Origin of the sequence: Chryseobacterium sp. 22532 (genome assembly GCF_052044665.1) — a bacterium.
In the GTDB taxonomy this organism is placed as follows: domain Bacteria; phylum Bacteroidota; class Bacteroidia; order Flavobacteriales; family Weeksellaceae; genus Chryseobacterium; species Chryseobacterium lathyri.
Genome location: NZ_JBQENJ010000001.1, coordinates 284,561 through 308,388 on the forward strand (window position 1 = coordinate 284,561; position 23,828 = coordinate 308,388).

Below are 23,828 nucleotides of genomic sequence, written 5' to 3' on the forward strand. Positions count from 1 at the left end.
CAATAAAAAGATTAAAAATGAAACATACTAGTAGTTCACCACAGGTTTTCCTTGTCGGTGCAGGACCCGGCGACCCTGATCTGATCACTGTGAAAGCGGTAAAAGCTATTGCTGCTGCCGACGTTATCTTATGCGACCGTCTTGTAAGCCCTGAAATAATAGACCGTTACGCCAATAAAAAAGCCGAAATTATATATGTTGGAAAAGAATGCAGTAAAAATGCTTCTACACCGCAGTCCCGCATCAATACATTAATTGTGGACTATGCTTCCCTGGGAAAAACCGTGGTAAGGCTTAAAGGAGGGGATATATCCTTTTTTTCCAATGTTCTGGATGAATTGAAAGCTTTGAAAGAGCATCATATACCATTTGAAATCATCCCTGGAATTACAGCAGCTTCAGGAGCAGCAGCCTATGCCGGAATACCTTTAACGGCAAGAGGGTATGCCACATCCGTACGCTTTCTGACCTATTATAAAACAGAAATTCTCAGTGATGAATACTGGAAAGAACTGGGAACATCAGAAGATACTCTTGTTTTTTATATGTCTAAAGGAAACCTCAATGGCCTGGTAGATAAATTCTTAGCACTAGGCAAAACTGATGAGAAGAAGATTGCGGTGATTGAACAGGCTACCACCCCTTATCAGAAAGTATATACCTCATCCATAGAGGATTTTCATGCAAAATTCGGGAATAAAGATTTTATATCTCCATCATTGGTCGTGATAGGGAAAGTAGTTAACCTGCACAATGAGTTTTCCTGGCTGAAAACACCTATACAGGAAGGGATTTACTTTAAATCTGTAACAAACGGAACACTGGTGTCAAACCATCAAAACCTATTCGAATATGCTGTCTGAAATTAAATTAAAAGCCCTTAAAGAAATATCCGGCGATTTTTCAAGGGATGAAGCGGTCTGGGCCAGCGGTTTTCTGGCAGGCCTTGCAGGATCATATGCTACAGTACAGGAAGATTTTACACTTGCAGCTCATACAGAAACAGTTTCTGCAAAGAAAATTACCCTTGCCTATGGTACTGAAACCGGAAACAGTAAGAAGCTCGCGGTAGAACTTGCGGGAATCATCAAGAAGAAAGGTATTCAGGTAAAGCTGGCAGACCTTTCCCAATACAAACCGAAAGATCTTGCTAAAGAAGATTTGTTCTTCATTATTATCAGTACTCAGGGAGAGGGTGATCCACCTATTCTTGCCAAAAAGTTTTATGATCATATTCATGAAAATGATTTGAATATCAGTAATTTGAAATTCGGAGTCCTTGCTTTGGGAGATAGCAGTTACCCTCTGTTCTGCAAAACCGGGGAGGACATCGATTCCCGTTTTGAAATACTGGGAGCACAGCGTATTCTTCCTTTAAAAAAATGTGATATTGATTACGAAGAGGAAGCTCATACCTGGGCAGAACATATTCTGGATGTTGCTAATAAAACAAAAGAAAGCAGTCATAAAAGCACTGTTACTCCCAAAATATCAACCGGAAGAAAAAAGTACCAGGGGAAAATTTCAACAATCATCAATTTAAATGACATTGGGTCTGATAAAGAAACCTATCACATTGAAATAGAAACAGAAGAACCTTTAGTCTATAGCCCAGGGGATGCATTGGGCGTTATTGCCCTCAACCCGAAACATGAAGTGGATGAGATCATTGCCCTAACCGGGATTGATCCTCAGAAACAGATTACAACCGCCAAAATTACAGCCGGCGCAGAAGAACTTCTCTACAAACATCTTAATATCAGCTACCTGCTTAAAACAACAGTAGCTCAATATGCACAGACCACTGGGCATCATATCCCTGAAGTGAGGTTAAGCCTTCTCGATTTGCTGAGGATTTATCCTGTAAAAAATGCCGATGAATTTGAACAGGTACTTAAGTTTTTAACCGGGCAGTCACCACGTTTATATTCCATTTCTTCATCGCTGGAAGCTCATGGTGATGCAGAAATTCACATCACGGTAACAAAATCCGAGTTTTTTATTAATGATAAAAAGCAGAACGGACTCTGCAGTAGTTTCCTTGCTGAATTTAAGGAAGGAGAAAACCTTGAATTCTATGTTCAGGAAGCCAAACATTTCAGATTACCCAAGCCGGATAAAGATATCATTATGATTGGTCCCGGAACCGGCATTGCGCCTTTCCGGTCTTTTCTGTACGAGCGCGATGCCCTTGGAGCAGAAGGCAGAAACTGGCTTTTCTTTGGTGACCGGACATTCGTTTCAGATTTTCTTTATCAGGCAGAAATTCAGGATTTTCTGAAAACCGGAACATTAACTCATTTAGACCTGGCCTTTTCCAGAGATACAGCCGAAAAAATATACGTTCAGCACAGGCTGGAGCAAAAAGCACAGGAGGTCTATCACTGGTTGGAAAGCGGAGCATCACTCTACGTATGCGGAACAAGAGATCCTATGAGCAAGGATGTTGAAAAAACCATTCTGAACATTATTCAGGATAAAGGAAAACATAGTGTAGAAGAAGCTCAGGCTTACCTGGAAGAACTGGAACTCAGCGGCAGATATGTAAAAGATGTGTACTAAATCATAAACGGATCAATATGACAGATAAGAATAACCTTTCCCCTGTAGAAAGGATCAAGACCAGCAGTAACGGACTTAGAGGAACTTTAAAAGAAAGCCTTTTGGACGATTTTACGGGAGCCATCAGAGAAGATGACCAAACACTCATCAAGTTTCACGGGATGTACCAACAGGATGACCGGGACAGACGTGAAGAAAGAGTTGCCAAAAAACTGGAATGGCTGTACTCCTATATGATTCGTTTGAGGCTTCCGGGAGGTTTTTTAACTTCTGAACAATGGGCAGGACTTCATGAAATTGCAGAAAATCATTCCACAGGAGTGATCAAAATTACCACCCGCCAGACCATTCAGCTGCACGGAATTTTAAAATCTCATGTAAAACCGACCATTCAGAGCTTCAATTTGCAGCATTTGGATTCCATTGCAGCATGTGGTGATGTGAACAGGAATGTGACCTGTACCTCAAATCCTTCCGAATCGCCTTTACATCAGGAGGCTTATGAACTGGCAGGAAAAATAAGCGAAATGTGCCTGCCCAAAACAAAATCATATTATGATCTGTGGATCGATGACGAATTGGTTGTTGACAGAAAAGCAGAGGAAGATCCTTTATACCAGGACAGATATCTGCCCAGAAAATTGAAAATTGGAATTGCCGTTCCTCCCAATAACGATGTAGATGTTTTTATTAATGACATAGCGCTGATTGCTGTCATTGAAGATCATAAAATTGTCGGTTATAATATTGCGGCAGGTGGAGGATTGGGGGCCACACATGGAAATGATGCAACCTATGCACGCCTTGCATCTCTCCTGGGTTTTGTAGATACAGAAGAAAAAGTATTGAAAGCGGTGTATGAAATTATCACAGTACAGCGTGACTTCGGGAACAGAAGCGACAGGAAATTATCAAGGTTAAAATATACAATAGACAAACTGGGTATCGACGGATATAGAACTGAAGTAGAAAAAAGATGTGGTTTCAGTTTTGAACCTGCCAGGGAATTTAAGTTTGAGCAGAGAAAAGACCGTTACGGCTGGGTACAGAATCATGAAGGAAAATGGTTTTATACTTTATTCGTAGAGCACGGACGTGTACTTGATACAGATGAATATCCTTTAAAATCAGGACTGTTAAAAATTGCTGAAACCGGGAAAGTCAATTTCCGCTTTACCTGTAATCAAAACCTGATCCTGTCTGATATTTCTCAAAATGATAAAGCTGAAATTGAGGTTCTTCTGAAAGAATCAGGAATTTCAACCTATACTGATGAAGCCAGCGCACTTCGTAAAAATTCCGTTGCCTGCGTAGCATTGAATACATGTTCATTGGCTTTGGCAGAAGCGCAGCGCTATTTACCCTCTTTAGTCACCAAAATAGAGCCTGTCCTTGAAAAATATGGCCTTCAAAACGAAGATATTACCATCAGAATGACGGGGTGTCCCAATGGGTGCGGAAGATCACCCAATGCCGAAATTGGATTCGTTGGTACAGCATATGGCAAATATAATCTTCATATCGGCGGGGACAGACTGGGTACGCGCCTGAATACAAAATTTAAAGAAAACATCGGTGAAGAAGAAATCATAGAAACCCTCGACCAGCTTTTCAGAGTCTATTCGGAAGAGAGAAAAACAGAAGAAACATTTGGTGATTTCTCCTACCGCTATTTACAAACCGTAAAATAAAAAATATGATCAACCTCTTTTACAGACAGACAAAAGCTAGACAACATGATCAGAATCTTTTAGGGATCCGAATGTGTATGTGCTGTTCATTAATTGACAACGCATAAAATCATTTTTCAACCCTAAAATTAAAAACAAGTGAAATCCATACACCACCCATATTTTAAACATAAAATCCATCTTATACTGTTTACCCTTTCCTTCACCGGCTTTGTACAGGCGCAGCAGCTTATCGAAGTAAGCGGTACGATCAGACATACAGACACCCAAAAAGGAATTGCCGGAGCAAACATCCGGGTAGAACATGCTCAGGATGCAGCAGTAACCGATCAGGATGGAAACTTTCAGCTGAGAACAAGGGTGAAAATACCCTTCAGAATTGCCATTGCCAAAGAAGGCTTTGCCACTCAGACTACTGAAATATTGTCATTGTCCAGTAAAATTGCAGTAGAATTGAATCCTCAGAACACCATCATCAATGAAGTGGTGATTTCTGCTTCACGTGTTCCCGAAAAGATACTGAGATCTCCGATTGCTATTGAAAAAATTGATATTAAAACCATCAGGGAAAGTCCGGCCGCTTCATTTTACGAAACATTGGAAAATGTAAAAGGGCTGCAGCTTTTGACCTCAAGCCTTACTTTAAAAGTTCCCAATTCCAGAGGATTCAATTCTCCGAATAACTTCCGGTTTATGCAACTGGTTGATGGTGTCGATGTGCAGTCTGCCACGCTCGGAGTTCCGCTGGGAAATGCAATCGGGCCTACAGAACTGGATATCCAGTCTATGGAAATTACTCCCGGAGCCGCTTCCGCTTTGTATGGAATGAATGCTGTGAACGGATTGGCGAGTCTTCAGACAAAAGATCCGTTTACCTCGGAAGGAGTAAGTCTTTATTTCAGAGGCGGAGTGAATCATGTGGACAATGTGAATCATAAAACCGCTTCCTTAGGAGAAAGCGCCGTCAGAATTGCAAAAGTTTTTAATAAAAATTTTGCTGTAAAGATCAATGCCTCTTATTTCAGCGGAGTTGACTGGATCTCAGATAACCGTACAGATCAGAACCCCAATTCACTGATTACTGCCAATCCAAACTTTTCCCTGACCAATAACCCGGCTGAAGATCTCTGGAATAAATACGGTGATGAAAGAAACAACAGGACATCGGTAAAAGTGAATTATAATGGAAAGCCAACCACCTTTAATGTTTCAAGGACGGGATATGATGAAAAAGATCTGATAAGTCCCGAAGTGAAAAATGTAAAATTCGATGCCGGATTGTACTACCGTTTTGGAGATCAGTGGAAAACTTCTTACGTGTACCGTTACGGATTACTCGATGGTACTTTTCAGAGAGGAAACAAGATCCGCCTTCAGAATGCAACGGTTCAGAACCATAAAGTAGAATTGACAGGTAAGGAATTGACATTCAGGGCATACATGTCCATAGAAAATACCGGAGATTCTTATAATCTTAAGCCATTAGCTGATAATCTGGACCTTACCAATCTTTCCAATACCAACTGGAAAAATATCTTTCAGAATACTTTGCAGGACAGGCTTAATTCTGGAGTAAATCTGAATGATGCTTTTATTTTGGCAAGACAGGAAGCCGATAAAAACCGGGCTATTCCAGGGTCGGCAGCTTTTGAACAGCTGAAAAATACAATCATTGGGATCAATAACTGGGATTCAGCCAATTCCGGAATTGCAGGAGCTCCCGCCACCGGAGGCGCAAAGCTTGAACAGAAATCCCGATTTTACCAGGGCGAAATTACTTACGACTTTACAAAATTTGTAAAGGTTTTTAATCTTCTTGTCGGCGCAGATTACCGTCTTTACAGCATCACTCCCGACGGAAATAATTTTGTTGATTTCGACAGGCCGGTCAGTGAACGGAATATTCCTTTATCAGACGGGACTTTTGGAAACAATGTCATTTACCAGAAATATGGTGCTTTTGCCCAACTTACCAAGCTTTTTTTCGATGATAAGTTAAAAATAAATCTGGCTCTTCGCGCCGATAGAAATCCTGAGTTTGAAACCAAATTAAATCCAAGGGTAAGCGTGGTTTACTCTCCGGTTAATCAACATAATTTCCGGGTTTCTTTTCAAAATGGTTACCGTTTTCCTTCTTTGTTTGAAGCCCTTTCATTCGTTAATAACGGAAATGTAAGAAGAGTGGGTGGACTGTCGAAAGCCAATGACGGATTGGGTTATCTTGAAAATTCATATACGCTGGCTTCTATTGACCAATTCATTTCTGCAGTTAATAAAGATATAGACGGAGGGCTCAATCAGAACCAGGCTGCACTGAAAAATAAAAGCTTATTGTCCGCGGCCAATCTCCCGAAATTACAGCCTGAAAAGGTAACCTCTTTTGAAATAGGCTATAAATCAGCGTTATTCAACAGCAGGCTTATCATCGACTGGGACTTTTATTACAATGTCTATGAAGGTTTTCTGGGACAGGTAGAAGTGGCGGTGCCTAAAAATGAAAGTATAGGCAGTGATAATGCCATTTTAGCAATGCTGGACAGAAGTAAGCAGGACCGGTACAGAGTGTATACCAATAGCAACAGTAAATATAAAAGTCTTGGAACATCTCTGGGAATCCGATATAATCTGGTGAAAAACTATAATGTAAATGTGAACATTTCATATAATGATCTGGTTTCAACCAATACCTCGGATCTTTTCATTACTGCTTTCAATACTCCTAAATGGGCAGTTAATTTAAGTGTTGGAAATAGGGAGATTATTAAAAATATAGGATTTACGGTTGCGGCGAGATGGCAGGATAGTTTCTTATGGGAAAGTCCGTTAGCTTCCGGAAACATTCCGGCATATTATACCATCGATGCTCAGGCAACATGGAGAATTCCGGACATTAAAACAAGTGTGAAAATCGGAGCAACGAATCTGCTTAACCGCCGGTATTTTCAGTATGCCGCAGGACCCGAGATCGGAGGACTGTATTATGTCGCATTTACCTATGATCTAAACTTTAAATAAGATGAGTAACTTTTTATATCCCATATTCTTAAAACTCGAAGAATTATCACTGCTCATCATTGGTGGAGGCAACATTGCTCTGGAGAAGCTGGAGTCTGTTCTCGCCAATTCTCCGGGAGCGCGCATTAAGCTGGTAGCACTGGAAATAAATGATCAGGTTAAAGAACTAAAAAAGAATTATCCCAACCTTACCCTGCATGAAAGGTCTTTTACGGATAATGATTTTAACAGTGCCGATCTTGCGATTGTGGCGGTTAATGATATTTTCGTTGCAGAGCAGATCCGTGACAGGGCTCATCAAAATAATACACTGGTGAATATTGCCGATAAACCGGATCTATGTGATTTCTATCTGGGTTCCATTGTAAGAAAAGGAAATCTTAAAATTGCAGTTTCTACCAACGGAAAATCTCCGACGGTAGCGAAACGGGTACGTGAGATTTTAACGGAAACAATTCCCGATGAAGAAATGGATGGGCTCTTAGACAATATGCAGGACATCCGCAATCAGTTAAAGGGAGACTTTAGTTACAAGGTAAAAGAACTTAACAGGCTTACAACGCAATACCTGGATGAGAAAAAGGACCCGCCTGCTGAAGCGAAACTGGAGATGGAAAAATTAATCAACATTACTAAAACAGTACAGAGAAGAGCTAATATTTATCTTGGAATCATTGGTGTTCTGATACTTATTGGTGTATTGGCGCTGATTATTTATCAGTTTAACCTGTCCGGGGATATTCAGAGCTTTCTCAGTAAAGACGGACATGTTTTTTACTGGATGCTGCTGGCCGGATTTCTGGCAGAAATTGTCGCCGGATCTATGGGCATGGGATATGGAGTAATCTGTACAACAATTCTTTTGCTTCTGAATGTTCCGCCTCCTGTGGTAAGCGCTAGCATCCATTCTGCGGAATCTTTCACCTCGGCTGCGGGAAGTATAAGTCATTACAAGCTGGGAAATGTCAATAAAAAAATGGTTTGGGTCTTATTTCCTGTTGCGGCTGTAGGTGCTTTTATCGGGGCATTTGCATTATCTCATTTCGGCGAATATTATGCCCATATTGTAAAACCGGTCATCGCTTGTTATACCTTGTACCTGGGACTGAATATTCTCAGAAATGCATTTAAAGGAAAAGAAAAAAAATCAGGGGGAAGACAGCGTAAAAAAAGAACAAATCTCAGAATACTTGGTCTGGCAGGTGGATTTATTGATTCTTTTGTCGGAGGAGGCTGGGGACCACTGGTGACGGGGACCCTGATTAAAGAGGGAAGAACGCCCAGGTATGTAGTGGGGAGCTCTACTATGGCTAAATTCTTACTGACCGTAGTCAGTGCGCTAACCTTTATTTTCACCATCGGGATACATCACTGGAATATTGTGCTTGGCCTTCTTTTGGGAGGTGTTTTTACAGCCCCTTTCTCAGCGATGTTTGCCTCGCGTCTTCCTGCTAAAAAAATGTTTGCGGTAGTAGGTGTGGTGGTGATTGTGATGAGTCTGATTACGATTGTAAAATCATTAATCTAGCTGTTTTTTTTGAATCATAATATAGGAGATCAACAAAGGTTTCCGTGTCTGGTCTGGTTTATCCGGAGCTGCATATCAGTTATCGAAATTTTAAATTGAATATAAATATTTGAAAATCAAAATAATGTTAGATTTGTATGCCTCATCTATAAACTTGTTTAGTTTTATTATATTTGAGAAAATCAAAAAGTAAAAATGTTTCTTACTGAATGTCCTAGAGATGCCATGCAGGGTTGGGGAGAATTTATCCCTACCGGCAAAAAAATAGATTACATCAACTCTCTGATGGAGGTTGGCTTTGATGTATTGGACTGTCTGAGCTTTGTTTCCCCGAAAGCAATTCCACAGATGGCCGATTCAGATGAGGTAGCTGAAAATATTGATAAATCCTTATCCAATACAAAAGTTTCTGCAATCATTGGGAATTACAGAGGTGCTGAAAAAGCGTTAAAACATCAGAGCGTAGATATTTTAGGCTTTCCGTTCTCTATTTCGGAAACATTTCAGCACAGGAATACCAACAAAAACCAGGAAGAGGCTTTTGATGAGATCATCAGGATGCTTGAGCTCGTAAAAAGTGAAGGAAAGCAGCTGAATATCTATTTTTCTATGGCCTTTGGAAATCCTTACGGAGAAATGTGGAAATGGGAAGACGTAGATTTCTGGGCCAAAAGGTTTTCAGACATTGGAATTAAAGATGTTCTTCTGTCTGATACGACAGGGGTTGCAACTCCTGAAACGATTGCTCTTTTATTCGAAAAAATCCCTTCAAAATACCCTGAGATCAATTTCGGAGGGCATTTCCATAACCGATACGAAGATTCTTATTCAAAACTGAAGGCCGCTTACGATAAAGGCTGCAGAAGATTCGACAGTGCCATCAAAGGAATAGGAGGCTGTCCTATGGCCAAAGATGATCTGGTAGGAAATATGCCGACAGAACAGGTAATCAACTTTATGAGCGTAGAAAAAGTGGAGCACAAGTTGAATTTATTAAATTTTGAAAGTTCATATAATAAAGCGAAGGATATCTTTCATTTTTAATTAAAATATCATCTTGCAAATCAGACAGATGGAGCAGATGAAATTGCTTTTAAAGCATAAAAAAAAATCTGCGTAATCTGTAAAATCTACGGAATAAAACAAATATTAATAGGAGCGGGTTTTAATCCGCTCTCCTATATTAAAAACTCGCTCGGCTTTAACTAAAACTTATCATTTAACCCCAAAATCACCAAAAATGTCACCCATAATCTCATCATCCCAGCTAAAAAACCTTTCACCAGAAAACCTCATCATTCTTGATGCCAGAGTAGGAAAAGACGTACATCAAACTTATCTTGAGAAACACATCAAAAGTGCCCGTTTTATAGATCTGGATAAAGATCTGGCAGAGATCGGAGAAAATGCTGCTTTTGGAGGAAGGCACCCACTCCCTGATATTACAAAATTTGCAGAAACACTTTCCAGGCTTGGGATTTCTGAAGATTCACACGTTGTGATTTATGATGATAAAAACGGAGCTAATGCAGCGGCAAGAGCCTGGTGGATGCTGAGATCTTTCGGATTACAAAACGTTCAGGTTCTGGATGGAGGCATACAGTCTGCCGAGAAAGAGGGTATAGAATTTTCATCCGGTGAGGAAACTTTTGAAAAAACTTCTGTCATTAAAAAAGAAGGTTGGCTTCTTCCCGTTAAGGCGTTGGAAGATGTTGAAAATGAGATCGTAAACCATTATTCGACCGTTGTTGATGTAAGAGATGCTTACCGTTATAAAGGTGAATCTGAACCTATTGATCTTGTAGCCGGACACATACCGGGAGCCATTAATATTCCTTTTTCAGAAAATATCGATGAGAACGGCAATTTCCTGAAACCTGAAGTTTTAAAAGAAAAATATAAGGAGCTTTTAAAAGATCAACCTCAACATCTCATCATTCATTGCGGATCTGGCGTTACGGCTTGCCATACTATTTTGGCACTGGATTATGCAGGTTTTCCAATTCCTGATCTATATGTAGGTTCATGGAGCGAATGGAGCCGGAGAGAAGGAAAAGAGATTGCGAAAGAGATTTAAAGGCTGGAAGCTGAAAGAGGAAGGGCGGAAGTTAGTGTTAGCCTTACTACTTTCTGGAAATTAACCTCAGTAATTTTCTTCTTCGAACTCATCGTATTGAAAATAGAAAAACCCGGAAATTTCCGGGTGTTTTATTGTATTAGTGTAAAAAAAGAGTTTATATGAGAAGAAAGTGGCTTTATGAACTCTGAAAACTTCCATCCTCCTGCTTCCGTTTTCCTTACCTTAAAGCATTCCCAATTCAAACTTCGCTTCTTCACTCATCATATCCTTGTTCCAGCTAGGTTCGAAAGTGAGCTCTAAATCTACGCTTTTCACCCCTTCCACTTCTCCTACCTTGTCTTTTACTTCCTGAGGCAAACTTTCTGCAACCGGACAGTTCGGGGTAGTAAGGGTCATTATAATTTTTACATCGCCATCCTCGGAGATCTGTACATCATATATCAGTCCTAATTCGTAAATATCTACCGGAATTTCCGGGTCGTATACGGATTTTAAGACGCTGATGATTTCCTCACCAATGTCAGCAATTTGATCGTCTGTAAATTTCATTTTTTAATCTAGATTGATATTCCTTTTCAACAAATCTTCCTGACGCATCCGCCGGAAAACATTTGCCAAAGTTAAGACATCTTTTTCACAATAGTCAACAATTCGTTGCAAGTCTTTTTCTATGTAGTAAATTGATGAAACCATTGAACCGTCTATATCATCTTTGGGAGTAGGAATTCCGAACACATGAGCTAGCAGTTCCAGGGAAACAAAACTTTTATAATCTCCGAATTTCCAAAGCTCCATCGTGTCAATATGAGGAATCTCCCAGGGCTTTTTTCCAAACATCTGGAAAGGGACCGGAGGTTGGATTCCATTAATAAGATACCTTCTCGCAATCCATGGAAAATCAAATTCTTTTCCGTTGTGGGCGCAGAGAATTACGTTATTCAGTCTTGGGCTGTTGAAGATCTCTCCGAATTCCTGAAGCAGCTTCTTCTCATCGTGACCTGAAAAGCTTTTGATTTTTAAGGTTTCATTCTTTTCGACCATTCCGATGGTAATGCAGATGATCTTTCCAAACTCGGCCATAATGCCGGCACGGTCATAAAATTCTGCGGCAGTAACATCTTCTTTTCTCTGGAACCTTGTTTTCTTGTCCCAGAGTTTCTGTTCTGTTTCAGGAAGATCTTCCCATGATCCTGATCCGGGAACGGTCTCAATATCAAGGAATAAGATCTTTTCTAATGGAATGTGTTGTATCATATGTGTTTGTAATTTATCCTACCGGCATTCCGTTTTTTACGGGCAGTGAAGGGGTTAAAAGAGTAACTTCTTTTTTATCTTCACCATAAACTCCCATCACAAGACACTCACTGAAGAAATTGGCGATCTGTTTTTTGGGGAAATTCACTACAGCCATCACCTGTTTTCCTATGAGCTCTTCTTTTTGATAAAGGGAAGTGATCTGTGCAGAGGATTTTTTAATTCCAAGATCCCCGAAATCAATTTCCAGTTGGTAAGAAGGGTTTCTTGCTTTCTCAAAATCGGCAACTGAAATTATCGTTCCGCATCGCATGTCAATTTTTTCAAAGTCTGTCCAGGATATTTCCGGTTTTATAGTCATGATAATGAATTGATTAAGTGTTCTATTTCTGCTTTTTCTGCTTCATATTTCTGCTGCAGTTCCGATCCTTCGCCCATTCTCCTGTAATATTCTAAGGCCTGGCCTCCAAAGAATTTCTTATAATGATCCGAGACTTCCGGGATCTGTGGAAATACTTTATGGAAAAGCATTTCATAATAGGCCTGAAATTCCCGTTCATTTTTGTCTTCGATGACCTGTCCGGGAGCTTTTTGCCGTACATGAAGCATTTCGTGGGCAACCATATTCAGAACGAGATTCAGATCAAAATCAAATAAATTCTTCGGGATCATTACGGTCTGAGGGCCACCCAGTACTCCTTCTGCAGTTAAAAGCATAGAAGTGGGAGAGAGCTCATCCCTGAACCCGAAACCTGCAAAATTTTCATGTTCTAGGTCGAAAGAATGGATTAAAAATTTAGCGGCATCCAGAATCTGGTCGTGTTCTTTGTAAGCCTCAAGGTGTAAATTGATCTGCTCGAAATTCATTCAGAATATGTTTTAAACAAATGTATTAAAATATTGAAAATTTTGGTAGTGTTTTGGGATGAAAATAGAGGATTGAATATGCTGATGATTCTGTATTATTTTGATACTTTAGACTTCTTAGTGTTCAAAGTTTTCTGTTTTATCCATTGAATTGAAAGAGAAAAAGGTTCTGTAATGTTAAATGCAGTATTGTGTCCCAATGTTGAAAATAAAGTATATTCAAAAGGTTTGCCCTGAACTTTGAGTGAATTTAATTGCTCTATGCACAACTTTACGGGAATTTGTATATCCTTCTCTCCAAAAAGCCAAAGTCCGGGAATTGAAAGACTTTTAAGAGAAGTTTTTGGGTCAGTTGCCACAAATTGATACCGGTCTGGGTCATTTTTAGTGTGCTCAAGAGCATCTGCTTCTGTATGATTTTCCCAAAATTGATTGTTTCCATTAGTATAAAACTGAAATCGGAGTTGTTCTAAAGTAGTAATTGTAGGGCAACTAAATAATACCATAAATTCTATTTGTGGATTTTTGCTCGCAGCAATTGGAATGATCCATCCTGCCTGACTGAAGCCAACTAATCCAATAGGAGTCTTTTTATCTTTCAAATACTTTCGAAATGTATTTACCGCTGCATTTGCATCTTGAGATAGTAAATTAAGATTAGCAGTGTCAATATTATTAGTGCCAACAGATGGTCCTACATACACACCACCAGATTCTCCAACGCCACGTTTGTCATATGTAAGTACAGCAATGCCTTCTTTAGCAAGACGCTTGGCAAACTCCATTTCTCTTTTTACCGGATCAGACCCATGAACAATTACAACTGCGGCAAATGGATCTTTAGGTTTTAAAATTGAGCCTGCAAGAGTAACGCCCTGACTTTCAAACTTTACATCTTGAATGACAAAGTCGGTCGATTGCGAAAATACAGTTATAGGCAAGGTGATTAATAATAACCACAGAAATAAGTTATAAAAAAAGTTGATTTTCATTTTGGAATTATATAAAAATTAATTTTGAACGGTTTTAGTTAGCATTCCCTACAACATCTGAATTTACGCGTTGCGTGAACAAAAATTTGAAAAATTAGTTTACCATTCGCTGAACGGCTATCTATGCTCTCTGCAATAGATTTAAAATGTATTCCTTTTACGCTGAGTTCGGTTATAAGCTGAATTAAACCAACGGTTTTTGCGTCTTATTATATCGAATCCAAAAAGTCAAAGTATCATCTTTTCTTATAATTAAGAAGTTCATTTAGTACACTTTCTCATTTACGTCAAATATAATCTAATTTGTTTTTGTACAACGAAAATGTACAAAAAAGAAAATAAAAAAGCTTTGATAAATAAATACCAAAACGAGTACAGGAAGCAGACTGTAAAAAAAGAGCCCAACTAAAAGTCAGACTCTTCATATAAAGAAAAAAAATTGGTTATGGATGCTCGTTGCGGGCTCTTATCACGAGATTGACGAGATCTGAGCCGCCACTTGCAAAGTTTTCACTTGGGTTATGGGCACTTTGGGTAGCCACAGCATAAGGAGCTCCGTCCCAATATCCCCAGAACGGACCACCACTTTGCCCTGGCCAGATATCTGCTTTGTGGGTCATGCTTTCATTATCATCGGCGCTCCAGAAGTCTCCGTCTAAAGCAATACCGGTCTGATAAGTGGGTCTCTGGGTTCCTGTTAAATCTCCGGGATAACCTGCATGTGTCCAGTAAGCCCCGCCATCCCATGAATCTGAATAAGATTTGGCACCCAGCCAGCCTGTACTGTTTCCGATAGGTCTGTCCAGAACAATAACAACATAATCATATTGAATTTCTGTTGAATCAATCGTAGGTCCGGCTACTTTGTACTTATAATAGGTTAATGTACCCCAGGCGCTTCCGTAAGGAGCACTTCCGTTATAATACATTGGAGTAAATTTTAACCAGCCCGTGGTGTTATTAGGCTGCCAGTCTACAATGTGGGCACAGGTAAGAAGGTGTCTCGGGCCTATCATTACCCCGCTTCCTGAGCCCAAAGCGCTTTCTACTCTCCCTACGCATCGCCACGGATACGCAGTAGAATTATATACTTTTCTCTGATCGGGACCGAATATAGTTTTTACCCCTTCTGCGGTTAAGAAAGATTCTCTGTCAATGAATTTTGGTTTACGGTCCTTTTTAGCTTCCAGTTTAGGCTGATATTCAAAATCTGAATGGGTAGGATAGAAATGATCGGTCTCGAGTACTTTTCCTTCTGCAGCTTTTTCACCTGCAGGCATTCCGATCGATTTCATTCCTTTCGGGAAAGATCTGCCGTCAATGGTTTCCATGGCAGGTCCCTGGTGGGTTAGTTTTTCGGCATTTGCCAATTTTTCAGTTGATTTTGCTTTAACGGTTTTAAGTCTTGATACTTCTTCCGTTGTCATTGGTTTGTTATGGTCAGTTTTAGACATGATTATTGGTTTTTAATCAGTTTTTTCCTACTCTTTGGATGGCTTTTCGGATTCCGCCAGTGATTTGATTTTTATGAAAATATTTTTTGAGAAAATTCTGCTGTAATGCTTTCTGTTTGGTTAATTTGTGCAGCTCCCATCGCAGCTAAAGCAATCGCGATCTGTTTATCAAGTGTTTTTCTGACAATATTGCCGTTGGTTGCCCGTAGTATTTTACAGAAGTGATACGTGAAATAACCTCTTATCTGGCCACTCATATTTCCTTCCATAGATACCTGGTTGTCTTTGGAAGCCGCCCATAACGTATGATTCATTCCGGCAACGGGAACTAAAGCTTTGGTCATAGAGATTGATTTTTTAGAAGTTTTAGAGGATTGCATTTCACTGGCGTAGGTCATATAAAATTCATCTTCCAGCATAGGTGGAATGAAACGGGGCGTTTCATAGGAAAGCTCTAAATCCAGTCCGAGCTCCATCTTTCTGGTTCCTGTTCCTGAATGGCAACAGTCGAAAATAACTTCCAGATTCACACCTGCTTTCAGCTTACTGAGAACAGCTTTGAAATCATCATCACGGATCACACCCGCACTTGCATAATCGTGTGGACAAATTGCTTCATCCAATCCGTCTATTTCCAGATCTGTTCCGATATTGGCTACTCTGGTTCCGTGTCCGGAATAATAGAAGACCAGAGAATCTCCTTTTACACTGCTATTCACTAATGCTTTCAGATAATTCAGTATATTGGCTCTTGTGGCGTTCTGATTGGTGAGGATTTTAATCTTTGCCGGATTAAATCCGCAAATCACCAACGTATTTGCCATATCCCTTGCATCGTTCACGCAGCCGTTTAAGTCCGGGCCGCCTGATCCTATAGGTGCATAGTCATTGATTCCTATTACGAGTGCTTTTTTCATTTCTATTAGTTTTTAAAATTTTCCCTACTCTATTTTGGCTTTTCGGGTTCTGCCTTTGTGGATTAGTTTTATATGACAAAATTCCATTATTCAACAGAGCAAAAACAGAGGGAAAGGCCTGATTGTGTGGCAGGTAAAACACCTTTTTTGAGGTTTGAAAGAGTTTTTAACACCGGATTGTACAGATTTGCACGGATGATTGGGTATTTGGAAGATAAATTCTTTTTTAACGCAAAGGTTCATTTAGGAAGCGCATAATTTTGAGGAAGGCAAAGAGGAGCAGCATGGCCACTGATGAAACGAATGGATAAAACGGTCGCTTAGTCGAATCAATGAAATTGATTTCTTCTTTGCTCTCCTAATCCTATACGGTATTAAAATCGAATTTGCGTTAAAAAAATAAGTAGGCTTTTTTACAACTGGTACCAATTAAAGGAAATTGAAAAATCAGATAATTGAAAAATTTAACCACAGATTGCACGGATTTACACGAATGATTGCGGGTATTTGGAGGGAAAAATAAGTATTGTGTTTTTAAAGCTGAACTATTTTATGGATGATTAGAATGAAGAGGAAACAAAAAAAATCCGGTACATTGTAAAAATCTACCGGATGAGTGATTGAGTTATAATGGTTTGGACTGTGTTGATTTAAAAGTAAAAATCACATCAGCATAAGTCATGTTTTAAGGCAAAAAGAACCAGGCCGACCCTGTTTTTTATTTCTAATTTTGTGAAAACAGAATCCCTGTAGCCATCAATAGTTTTTGGACTGAGGAACATTTTGTCCGCTATTTCCTTGTAGGTAAGTTCGCTGCAGGCCCATTTTATAAATTCTTTTTCCCTGCCTTTTAACTCGGAAAGGAGAGACGCATTTTTGATGTCTTCTGTTTTTACCTTTAACAATTTCTGGGCAACAAAATCGGTATAAAAACTGCCTTTGTCAAATACAGTATCTATCGCCTGAAAGAGAATGGCGGGCTGCATATCTTTCAGCAGATAGCCTTTCGCTCCCGCCTTCAGCATTTTGATAAGTACTTTTTCATCATCTTCCATAGTTAAAGCTATTACTTTTATGTCGGGATGATGCTCGGTGAGCCATTCTGTGGTTTCTATACCATTTTTATAAGGCATGTTGATGTCCATCAGTACTACAGCGGGTAATTCTGAAGCTTTTTCTATGGCGGCAATAAAATCTTCGCCGTTGGGATGATTCATGATCACACTGTACTGAGGATTTTCCATAATCATATTTTCCAATGCCTTGGACATTAACGTATGGTCATCAACGATAGCGATGGGAATAGTTTTCATATGAAGTGTTTGTAATAAATTATCGAGGTTTGTGTTCCTTTATCAAGTTCCGACTGGATGGAAAATTCTGCATGGATCAGCTTAGCTCTCAGTTCCATATTCTTCAGTCCTGAACCATCCTGTATCTTGTCGGTATTAAAACCCTTTCCGTTATCAGAGATATTGATTCGTAAGGTATTGTGATCATCTTCCAGTTTTATAGATACATTTTTAGCCCTGGAATGCTTTAAGATATTATTGATGCTTTCCTGAATGATCCGGAAAAGAATCAGCCCATGCTTGGGAGAAATATCAATATCCTGTTTCTGGGTGATGAATTCTATTTTTAATAATTTTAATTTCTGTATTCTTTTTACTTCTCTTTCAATAGATTCTGTCAATCCGAAATGAATGATTTGTTCCGTAATCAGGGTTTTAGATAGGTTTCTGATATCCTGGATACATTCGCCCAACAATTCACTCAGCTCGCTCAGTTCTTCTTTTTCTGCATTTTTCAGTTTGGAAATCAGTTGATTTTGTCTCAAACGGACCACAGAGAGCTTTTGTCCTACATCATCGTGTAATTCCTGTCCGATGTAATTCAGTGTCTGTTCCTTTATTTCCACCTGCGAAGTTGCCAGTTCTTTTTCAAACCGCATGTCTTTTTCTTTCTGCTCGATCAGAAGGGTTGTTTTCTTTTTGATAAAGACCACATAGATGAAGATCATCATCAGAACGACAATAAGTAAGGTAATGGTGAAGGTAATAACCAAATTATTTTCTTCCATACTTTAGATCTTATCTTGGTTTATCCTGTCTGTTCCAAATCAATCCCAGTATGAGTATCCCGTTACTGATAAGATTCAGCATAAATAAAATAAAAAAATAGATATGCTCTGAAACGGTAGTCCTGAAATAAAGGATCGGAATACTCCCAATAAAAAGAATCAGTAAAGAGACTGAAACCCAAAATGGTAAATAATTATTAAGCTCCAGTATTTTATCAGAATTAAAGGTCTGGTATAAAAATAAAATAATGGAAAACAGTAACAAAAGGATATTAGTATACAGCATATTAAAGGAGAAATGATGCAGCAGATCATCTTCTGTATAAAACATCACAATAATATTGACTGCAAATAGAATCAAAAGAATCAGCTGCAGTTTTTTTAAAATGGGCCAATACAGTAATTGAAAATAATACAGCAAATACAGGAAAAACACAATCATTAAAAAGCCAATCACGAAAAATATTTCAGTAGACCGGTGAGTAGATTTGAAATAGAAATAGCAAAAAATATCAATCAGGGAAAATAATATATACCCTGCAATAAAAAATAAATTCTCTTTTCTGATTTTCCTGTATTTGATAATCATCAAAGCCATTACCATAAGGGATATCATCATAGATATTTGTTTCCCTATTTCTATGTTCCAGTTCATGGCTTTATTTTTTACGGCATATCTGCGGTGGACACTTTAGGTGGGGGAGCAAGATTAGTCATATTTAGAACTTCCATCTCACTTACATTTATATTCTCATCTGTAGACCTCATCGCTTTGGACATTGTTCCTGAGCTATCTCTTTTCAGATTCTGAGCGGTAGGAACTAAGAAGATAGTCTGGTAGCCGGCGTATTCCGGTTTTGCCATTTTGTTTTTAGGATGATTCATAGGATATTTTCCCATATAAATTCTGATCCCCGGATTTTTAAGGTGTTGTTTTTTGGCGGTTTCTTTTACATAGTTAAGGTATCCTTCCATATCTTCTACAGAAAACCAGTACCAGCGTGAATCCGGTTCTCCGTTTCTGTATTTTGTAAGAATTACATTATTGGTTCTGGAATATTCATCATAAAGTATCCTGCCTTCACGGTAACTGATCAGTTTCTTTTTATAACTATCACTTACGGGTTCTTTTGGCGGTTCGGAGCAGCGTGTGCAGCTTAGCATACAAAAACTTAAAATAAGCAGAGCAAGAAGCGCGCTTAGACTTTTGAATAAAAAAGGAGTTTTCATTTTTATGGTTTTTAATTTTATAATACAAAATTAGGTAACTGCTCAACTCTATAAAAGGGGGAAAACACTGTTTTTATGAGTAATAAATTTACGACATTTTGTTTTGGAATTCAGGGAGATATGAATTTATTTGATCATAGCTTCTAAATATTTTCTTTTAGACTTTCATATCTAATATTTAAAACGAAAAATATTTGCAATATCCAGTACAATGGTTTGAAACGAATTCAAAAGCGCTTCTCTTGAATAGAGATATTTTGGTTATTCTAAGGAGGACCCCACACTTATCTTTTCTGCTTTTCAATCTGAATAACTAAATATTTAGTTTTTAAATTTCAACGAGCAGAGTGTTTTTTGAATTGATATAAAATAAATTCCAAAACTTTATTCACAGTAAACCAGTGCTTTACAATATAATTTCATCCTTTTTTCAAAATTCCATGCAAGATTTCCCAAAAACCGGATTTTATAGATGAGTACTCAATACAATTAATGTTTAATGTAAAAAAATAATGAAATGAAGAATTCAATAGTACTTAAGGTTATTACGACCGCTTTAATTTTATCAATCATCTTCTCCCTGTTCTCGTGTATGAACGAGGACAGGATAGAAGTACCACCCGTAAAGCTGGAAGATATTAACGGGAATTATAAAGGAAGACTTATCACAGTGCAGGGAGAGTTGAGGTCGGAAAAAGTTGTAGACTTTAAAATAAAAAAAGATACCCTCACATTTCCGGAATTTCCTTTAAAAGAAATTGTAATGGCGGTAGTAAAAGATCCGGTGAAAACACAGAGTGCCATAGCAGCGATGGGAAAAGTGAAATATAATCTGAATTATACAACGGTATTAAATGCTGATAAAAACTGGGTAGAACTTACTTTTGCACCAAAAGTTCTTGAGCTTCAGATCCCGGTAGATGGAGCGATCAAAAACACAGTCGTAACGGTCGTAGCAAAACAAAAAGGATACTTTGTGGGTCTGGATCACACGCTGAGATTTGCCTTGGTAGCAGAAAAAATAACGGTAAATGGAACGGAATTGAGTCCTTTCGAGGCGATTAACTACAATTTCCCGTACTGCATAAAAACTAATTGATAAGATAATATAAACAATAGATTGTGGTTTGCCGGATGCGGTCTATTTTTGCGTTAAAATTTTAATCGGTGCTAAACCGGACCTTAGTCGTACATGGAAGAAAACAAGGAGCAGATTTTAATAAAACGCCTTCTCACGAAGGAAGAAACTGCCTGGAAAGAACTTTTCGGAAACTATTCCGGAAATCTTGCCGGGGTCTGTTCCCGTTATCTTTCAGGAAAAGACGATGTTCATGACGTTCTTCAGAACAGCTTTATCAAAATGTTCCGCTCCATAGCAACATTTGAATACAGAGGCAACGGTTCTTTGAAAGCATGGATGATCCGTATCACCGTAAACGAAGCTTTAAAGCATATAAAGCAGCATTCCGGCATAACAACAAATGAAGACCTTACAGAGTTTCCCGACATTCCCAATGATGAGGAACCGGATCTCGAGGAAATTCCCCAGGCAGCCATTATGAAAATGATACGCTCGCTTCCTGATGGGTACAGAACCGTTTTTAACCTGTTTGTATTTGAGAAAAAAAGCCATAAAGAGATTGCCGGGCTTTTAGGAATCGCAGAAAATTCTTCCGCCTCACAGTTTCACAGGGCAAAAGGACTGCTGATCCAGAAAATTAAAGAATTTAAAATGTCAAAAAAAGCACAATATGAATAATCGGTGGCTCAATGATCTGCACAGGAAAATGGAAGACCACGAAGAGGATGTTCCGGATGGGCTGTGGGAAGATATTAAAGATGAACTTTTTTCCGAAGGAGAAGAAAACGGAATGGCCGGAGGAATGATGCTTGAAGCTGATGATAAAAAAGAAAGTAAAACTATTTCTATAAATAAAAAAAGCACTCTGTTCTACCGTATTGTTGGAATGGCTGCTGCCGTTACCATGCTGTTCTTTACAGGAAAGTTTTTACAGGAAATGAATGCAGAAACAGAACCTAAAATAGCGGTAAACTCTGAAAATGCTGATAACATTAAAAAAGATGGCAAAAAGATCAAAGAATCAGTAAAGGCAAGTACAAATGAGCAGGGCAACACCAAATCAGGTGAAAAATATAGTGACCAGGGAAATATATTAATAGGGAATGCTCATTCACGCACTATTTTAGAAAATATATTTAATAAAGAAACCATTGATCATAATAGGATAGTACCTGGGCCTGTGGAAAAGCAAAATAATTTAATTCCATTGGCAAAAAAAGAATTACCTCTATACAATATATCTCCTTCATTTAGTGAGAGTCCGGAATTGAAAAAGAAACAGGATGACGGGGAGATTTTTAACAATTATGAAAATAAACTTCCGGAAAAGTATGCCGGCAACGATAAATCTAAAATTTTAGGTCGTCATTCCAAAAAGTGGATGCTGAGCATGCTTACAGGAAATGTTTCCTCAAATTCTTCCGAACAGAAGTTCCCTGGCTACACCTCTATGAGCGGAAGCCCTATGACTTTCAATGATTTCTGGATCACCGGAACAGAACCTGATCCGCTTACAGAAGTCCTGCTGGCTAACCAAAGCAAAGAAGTTGAAGCAAGGATAAGACATAAAATTCCTGTTATATTTGGTGTTTCCGTGTATTATAACCTTGGGAAAAAATGGGGCATAGGAACAGGTGTCAATTACACAAAACTTACTTCAGAACTTCACTCCGGAAGCAATTCAAATTATATAAAAGGGGATCAGAGCATTCATTATATAGGTATTCCGGTACAGGTAAATTACAATGTCATTCAGAAAGGACGCTTTACAGGATATGTTACCGGCGGAGTGCTTGCCGAAAAAGCTGTAGCAGGGAAGCTTAAGACAAAATATATTGTAAATGATGAAGTTCAGGACGAACAGGAGGAACGGCTTGATGTGAAACCTGTACAGCTTTCAGTGAATTCAGCGATAGGGCTGCAGGTGAAAATTATTGATAAAATCGGGATATATGCAGAACCCGGAATAGGATATCACTTTAAAAATGATAATCAGCTCAATACCATTTACAAAGAAAAACCATTAAACTTTAATATGAAGTTCGGAATCAGGCTGTTACTGGACTGATATATTGAGTAAGACTAAAACAAACCATTAAATATTTAAATATGAAACCAAAACTGATTTTTTTGGCTTTTCTGTTCATGACCCTTCTGAATATAAAAGCACAGTGTAATCCAACCATCACAAGCCCGAGGCTGGGCGTAAAATTCCCGGATAAAATCCTGTTCTGTAACACCGAAACAGAGACACTTTCTACACAAACATTCGGAAGCTACCAGTGGTACAAACAGCAATGGACCTGGCAAACGCCTAATACCAATCCCTGGACACCAATTCCCGGGGCTGTTTCACAGACTTTGACCATCAATGGGAATGATGACCAGCTTTATTATTTTAAAGTGGCAGTTACACAAGGAGACTGTGTGGCAGAAAGCCCGGCTATTATGGCAGATGGATTCATGTATGCGCTTCCTGCAATGATGAGCACCTTTACACCCGGAACTTTTTCTCAGGTAGGACTGGGAGAATATAATATCTGTGCCGGAGCATCTGTAAAATTTGATGATGCCTTTCCAGATCTCTATGGCAGCCATGTATGGTATAAATGCATTCCAGCCAGTGCGCCGCCTTCCAATGGAGATCCTTGTGTTATAAATGGTGCAACTGGCGATACCTATATGGCAACAGAATCCGGAGAATATGGATTTTATGCCTGTACAGAGTACTGCCCCGATCAGTGTGAATTTTTAGGGACGGGAAATTTTGTAAAACTTAATTTTGGAAACTGGGAGTTTTGCAGCCTGGGAACAGATGAAACAAAAGGCAAGGAAAAAAACCTGAGAATATACCCAAATCCTACAGCCCAGTTCCTGTATATCGGAAAAGAGTCCGATAAAACGTACAAAGCGGTTTCCATTATTGATATGTCAGGAAAAGTAGTTCTTCAGAAAAATGATCACCGCTTTAATGAGGCTATTGATGTGAGCAGGCTCGTACCCGGAAACTATATTATTCTTTCCAAAGACTCACAGGGAAATACCTATAAGAATAAATTCATAAAGAAATAACAACA

Annotated in this window: 22 protein-coding genes; 11 read left to right on the top strand and 11 right to left on the bottom strand. The window is 38.9% G+C overall.

Annotated features, from left to right (window positions below; genetic code table 11):
• Positions 1–17: 17 nt before the first annotated feature.
• The 7 genes from cobA to ACTJIV_RS01495 all read left to right on the top strand — a co-directional run bounded on the left by cobA (position 18) and on the right by ACTJIV_RS01495 (position 10,873).
• Positions 18–863, top strand: coding sequence for a uroporphyrinogen-III C-methyltransferase (gene cobA / locus ACTJIV_RS01465; protein ID WP_440625171.1), 846 nt, complete (start codon positions 18–20; stop codon positions 861–863).
• A complete protein-coding gene (locus ACTJIV_RS01470) occupies positions 853–2,562 on the top strand; it encodes a diflavin oxidoreductase (RefSeq protein WP_440625173.1) in 1,710 nt (569 codons plus the stop codon). Before cobA ends, ACTJIV_RS01470 begins: the two co-directional genes overlap by 11 nt.
• 17 nt (positions 2,563–2,579) lie before the next feature.
• On the top strand, positions 2,580–4,253 hold the full coding sequence (locus tag ACTJIV_RS01475) for an NADPH-dependent assimilatory sulfite reductase hemoprotein subunit (protein WP_440625174.1): 1,674 nt from the start codon (positions 2,580–2,582) through the stop codon (positions 4,251–4,253).
• A gap of 138 nt (positions 4,254–4,391) precedes the next feature.
• Positions 4,392–7,268, top strand: a complete 2,877-nt coding sequence (locus tag ACTJIV_RS01480; protein ID WP_440625176.1) for a TonB-dependent receptor — start codon at positions 4,392–4,394, stop codon at positions 7,266–7,268.
• 1 nt (position 7,269) lies between these two features.
• Positions 7,270–8,796, top strand: coding sequence for a TSUP family transporter (locus tag ACTJIV_RS01485; protein WP_440625178.1), 1,527 nt, complete (start codon positions 7,270–7,272; stop codon positions 8,794–8,796).
• Positions 8,797–8,991: 195 nt separating this feature from the next.
• On the top strand, positions 8,992–9,840 hold the full coding sequence (locus tag ACTJIV_RS01490) for a hydroxymethylglutaryl-CoA lyase (protein ID WP_111954153.1): 849 nt from the start codon (positions 8,992–8,994) through the stop codon (positions 9,838–9,840).
• A gap of 196 nt (positions 9,841–10,036) precedes the next feature.
• Positions 10,037–10,873 (top strand): sulfurtransferase, encoded by an 837-nt coding sequence (locus ACTJIV_RS01495; RefSeq protein ID WP_440625180.1) that lies wholly within the window; start codon positions 10,037–10,039, stop codon positions 10,871–10,873.
• Positions 10,874–11,098: 225 nt separating this feature from the next.
• Here ACTJIV_RS01495 and ACTJIV_RS01500 read toward each other — a convergent pair whose 3' ends face one another.
• The 11 genes from ACTJIV_RS01500 to ACTJIV_RS01550 all read right to left on the bottom strand — a co-directional run bounded on the left by ACTJIV_RS01500 (position 11,099) and on the right by ACTJIV_RS01550 (position 19,670).
• Complete coding sequence (locus tag ACTJIV_RS01500) at positions 11,099–11,425, bottom strand: SUF system Fe-S cluster assembly protein (protein ID WP_111954157.1); 327 nt, start codon at positions 11,423–11,425, stop codon at positions 11,099–11,101.
• 3 nt (positions 11,426–11,428) lie between these two features.
• The gene (locus ACTJIV_RS01505; protein ID WP_336377932.1) at positions 11,429–12,130 is read right to left on the bottom strand and encodes a 3'-5' exonuclease; all 702 of its coding nucleotides are present in this window, start codon (positions 12,128–12,130) and stop codon (positions 11,429–11,431) included.
• A 13-nt stretch (positions 12,131–12,143) separates the two neighbouring features.
• Positions 12,144–12,491 carry a tRNA-binding protein gene (locus ACTJIV_RS01510; RefSeq protein ID WP_223557977.1) on the bottom strand — a complete coding sequence of 116 codons (348 nt, stop codon included), beginning with the start codon at positions 12,489–12,491 and terminating at the stop codon, positions 12,144–12,146.
• The gene (locus tag ACTJIV_RS01515) at positions 12,488–12,997 is read right to left on the bottom strand and encodes a hypothetical protein (protein ID WP_111954163.1); all 510 of its coding nucleotides are present in this window, start codon (positions 12,995–12,997) and stop codon (positions 12,488–12,490) included. The genes ACTJIV_RS01510 and ACTJIV_RS01515 overlap by 4 nt, the downstream gene beginning before the upstream one ends.
• 95 nt (positions 12,998–13,092) lie before the next feature.
• Positions 13,093–13,989: an alpha/beta hydrolase family protein gene (locus ACTJIV_RS01520; RefSeq protein WP_440625184.1), complete on the bottom strand. Its 897-nt coding sequence runs from the start codon at positions 13,987–13,989 to the stop codon at positions 13,093–13,095.
• A gap of 443 nt (positions 13,990–14,432) precedes the next feature.
• Positions 14,433–15,443 (bottom strand): trypsin-like serine peptidase, encoded by a 1,011-nt coding sequence (locus ACTJIV_RS01525; protein ID WP_111954167.1) that lies wholly within the window; start codon positions 15,441–15,443, stop codon positions 14,433–14,435.
• Between the two features lie 71 nt (positions 15,444–15,514).
• Complete coding sequence (locus ACTJIV_RS01530; protein WP_223557980.1) at positions 15,515–16,360, bottom strand: caspase family protein; 846 nt, start codon at positions 16,358–16,360, stop codon at positions 15,515–15,517.
• Between the two features lie 668 nt (positions 16,361–17,028).
• The gene (locus tag ACTJIV_RS01535; RefSeq protein ID WP_111954173.1) at positions 17,029–17,673 is read right to left on the bottom strand and encodes a response regulator transcription factor; all 645 of its coding nucleotides are present in this window, start codon (positions 17,671–17,673) and stop codon (positions 17,029–17,031) included.
• Positions 17,670–18,440 (bottom strand): sensor histidine kinase, encoded by a 771-nt coding sequence (locus ACTJIV_RS01540; RefSeq protein ID WP_111954175.1) that lies wholly within the window; start codon positions 18,438–18,440, stop codon positions 17,670–17,672. Before ACTJIV_RS01540 ends, ACTJIV_RS01535 begins: the two co-directional genes overlap by 4 nt.
• 10 nt (positions 18,441–18,450) lie before the next feature.
• A complete protein-coding gene (locus ACTJIV_RS01545) occupies positions 18,451–19,095 on the bottom strand; it encodes a hypothetical protein (RefSeq protein ID WP_146897049.1) in 645 nt (214 codons plus the stop codon).
• An 11-nt stretch (positions 19,096–19,106) separates the two neighbouring features.
• On the bottom strand, positions 19,107–19,670 hold the full coding sequence (locus tag ACTJIV_RS01550) for a hypothetical protein (protein WP_336377925.1): 564 nt from the start codon (positions 19,668–19,670) through the stop codon (positions 19,107–19,109).
• Positions 19,671–20,187: 517 nt separating this feature from the next.
• Here ACTJIV_RS01550 and ACTJIV_RS01555 point away from each other — a divergent pair.
• The 4 genes from ACTJIV_RS01555 (at position 20,188) to ACTJIV_RS01570 (ending at position 23,823) form a co-directional block, all read left to right on the top strand.
• Positions 20,188–20,769 carry a DUF4840 domain-containing protein gene (locus ACTJIV_RS01555; protein ID WP_440625188.1) on the top strand — a complete coding sequence of 194 codons (582 nt, stop codon included), beginning with the start codon at positions 20,188–20,190 and terminating at the stop codon, positions 20,767–20,769.
• Positions 20,770–20,862: 93 nt separating this feature from the next.
• On the top strand, positions 20,863–21,429 hold the full coding sequence (locus ACTJIV_RS01560; protein WP_440625190.1) for an RNA polymerase sigma factor: 567 nt from the start codon (positions 20,863–20,865) through the stop codon (positions 21,427–21,429).
• The gene (locus ACTJIV_RS01565; RefSeq protein ID WP_440625192.1) at positions 21,422–22,819 is read left to right on the top strand and encodes an outer membrane beta-barrel protein; all 1,398 of its coding nucleotides are present in this window, start codon (positions 21,422–21,424) and stop codon (positions 22,817–22,819) included. Before ACTJIV_RS01560 ends, ACTJIV_RS01565 begins: the two co-directional genes overlap by 8 nt.
• Before the next feature lie 41 nt (positions 22,820–22,860).
• On the top strand, positions 22,861–23,823 hold the full coding sequence (locus tag ACTJIV_RS01570; RefSeq protein ID WP_440625194.1) for a T9SS type A sorting domain-containing protein: 963 nt from the start codon (positions 22,861–22,863) through the stop codon (positions 23,821–23,823).
• Positions 23,824–23,828 lie beyond the last annotated feature (5 nt).

What these genes read in the sequence shown, in the direction of transcription:
- ACTJIV_RS01510 (WP_223557977.1), bottom strand. Translation starts at nt 12,491, where the DNA reads ATGACTATAAAACCGGAAATATCCTGGACAGACTTTGAAAAAATTGAC.
- ACTJIV_RS01535 (WP_111954173.1), bottom strand. Translation starts at nt 17,673, where the DNA reads ATGAAAACTATTCCCATCGCTATCGTTGATGACCATACGTTAATGTCC.
- ACTJIV_RS01490 (WP_111954153.1), top strand. Translation starts at nt 8,992, where the DNA reads ATGTTTCTTACTGAATGTCCTAGAGATGCCATGCAGGGTTGGGGAGAA.
- ACTJIV_RS01505 (WP_336377932.1), bottom strand. Translation starts at nt 12,130, where the DNA reads ATGATACAACACATTCCATTAGAAAAGATCTTATTCCTTGATATTGAG.
- ACTJIV_RS01525 (WP_111954167.1), bottom strand. Translation starts at nt 15,443, where the DNA reads ATGTCTAAAACTGACCATAACAAACCAATGACAACGGAAGAAGTATCA.
- ACTJIV_RS01570 (WP_440625194.1), top strand. Translation starts at nt 22,861, where the DNA reads ATGAAACCAAAACTGATTTTTTTGGCTTTTCTGTTCATGACCCTTCTG.
- ACTJIV_RS01540 (WP_111954175.1), bottom strand. Translation starts at nt 18,440, where the DNA reads ATGGAAGAAAATAATTTGGTTATTACCTTCACCATTACCTTACTTATT.
- ACTJIV_RS01545 (WP_146897049.1), bottom strand. Translation starts at nt 19,095, where the DNA reads ATGAACTGGAACATAGAAATAGGGAAACAAATATCTATGATGATATCC.
- ACTJIV_RS01550 (WP_336377925.1), bottom strand. Translation starts at nt 19,670, where the DNA reads ATGAAAACTCCTTTTTTATTCAAAAGTCTAAGCGCGCTTCTTGCTCTG.
- ACTJIV_RS01470 (WP_440625173.1), top strand. Translation starts at nt 853, where the DNA reads ATGCTGTCTGAAATTAAATTAAAAGCCCTTAAAGAAATATCCGGCGAT.
- ACTJIV_RS01500 (WP_111954157.1), bottom strand. Translation starts at nt 11,425, where the DNA reads ATGAAATTTACAGACGATCAAATTGCTGACATTGGTGAGGAAATCATC.
- ACTJIV_RS01555 (WP_440625188.1), top strand. Translation starts at nt 20,188, where the DNA reads ATGAAGAATTCAATAGTACTTAAGGTTATTACGACCGCTTTAATTTTA.
- ACTJIV_RS01485 (WP_440625178.1), top strand. Translation starts at nt 7,270, where the DNA reads ATGAGTAACTTTTTATATCCCATATTCTTAAAACTCGAAGAATTATCA.
- ACTJIV_RS01565 (WP_440625192.1), top strand. Translation starts at nt 21,422, where the DNA reads ATGAATAATCGGTGGCTCAATGATCTGCACAGGAAAATGGAAGACCAC.
- ACTJIV_RS01530 (WP_223557980.1), bottom strand. Translation starts at nt 16,360, where the DNA reads ATGAAAAAAGCACTCGTAATAGGAATCAATGACTATGCACCTATAGGA.
- cobA (WP_440625171.1), top strand. Translation starts at nt 18, where the DNA reads ATGAAACATACTAGTAGTTCACCACAGGTTTTCCTTGTCGGTGCAGGA.
- ACTJIV_RS01475 (WP_440625174.1), top strand. Translation starts at nt 2,580, where the DNA reads ATGACAGATAAGAATAACCTTTCCCCTGTAGAAAGGATCAAGACCAGC.
- ACTJIV_RS01515 (WP_111954163.1), bottom strand. Translation starts at nt 12,997, where the DNA reads ATGAATTTCGAGCAGATCAATTTACACCTTGAGGCTTACAAAGAACAC.
- ACTJIV_RS01495 (WP_440625180.1), top strand. Translation starts at nt 10,037, where the DNA reads ATGTCACCCATAATCTCATCATCCCAGCTAAAAAACCTTTCACCAGAA.
- ACTJIV_RS01560 (WP_440625190.1), top strand. Translation starts at nt 20,863, where the DNA reads ATGGAAGAAAACAAGGAGCAGATTTTAATAAAACGCCTTCTCACGAAG.
- ACTJIV_RS01520 (WP_440625184.1), bottom strand. Translation starts at nt 13,989, where the DNA reads ATGAAAATCAACTTTTTTTATAACTTATTTCTGTGGTTATTATTAATC.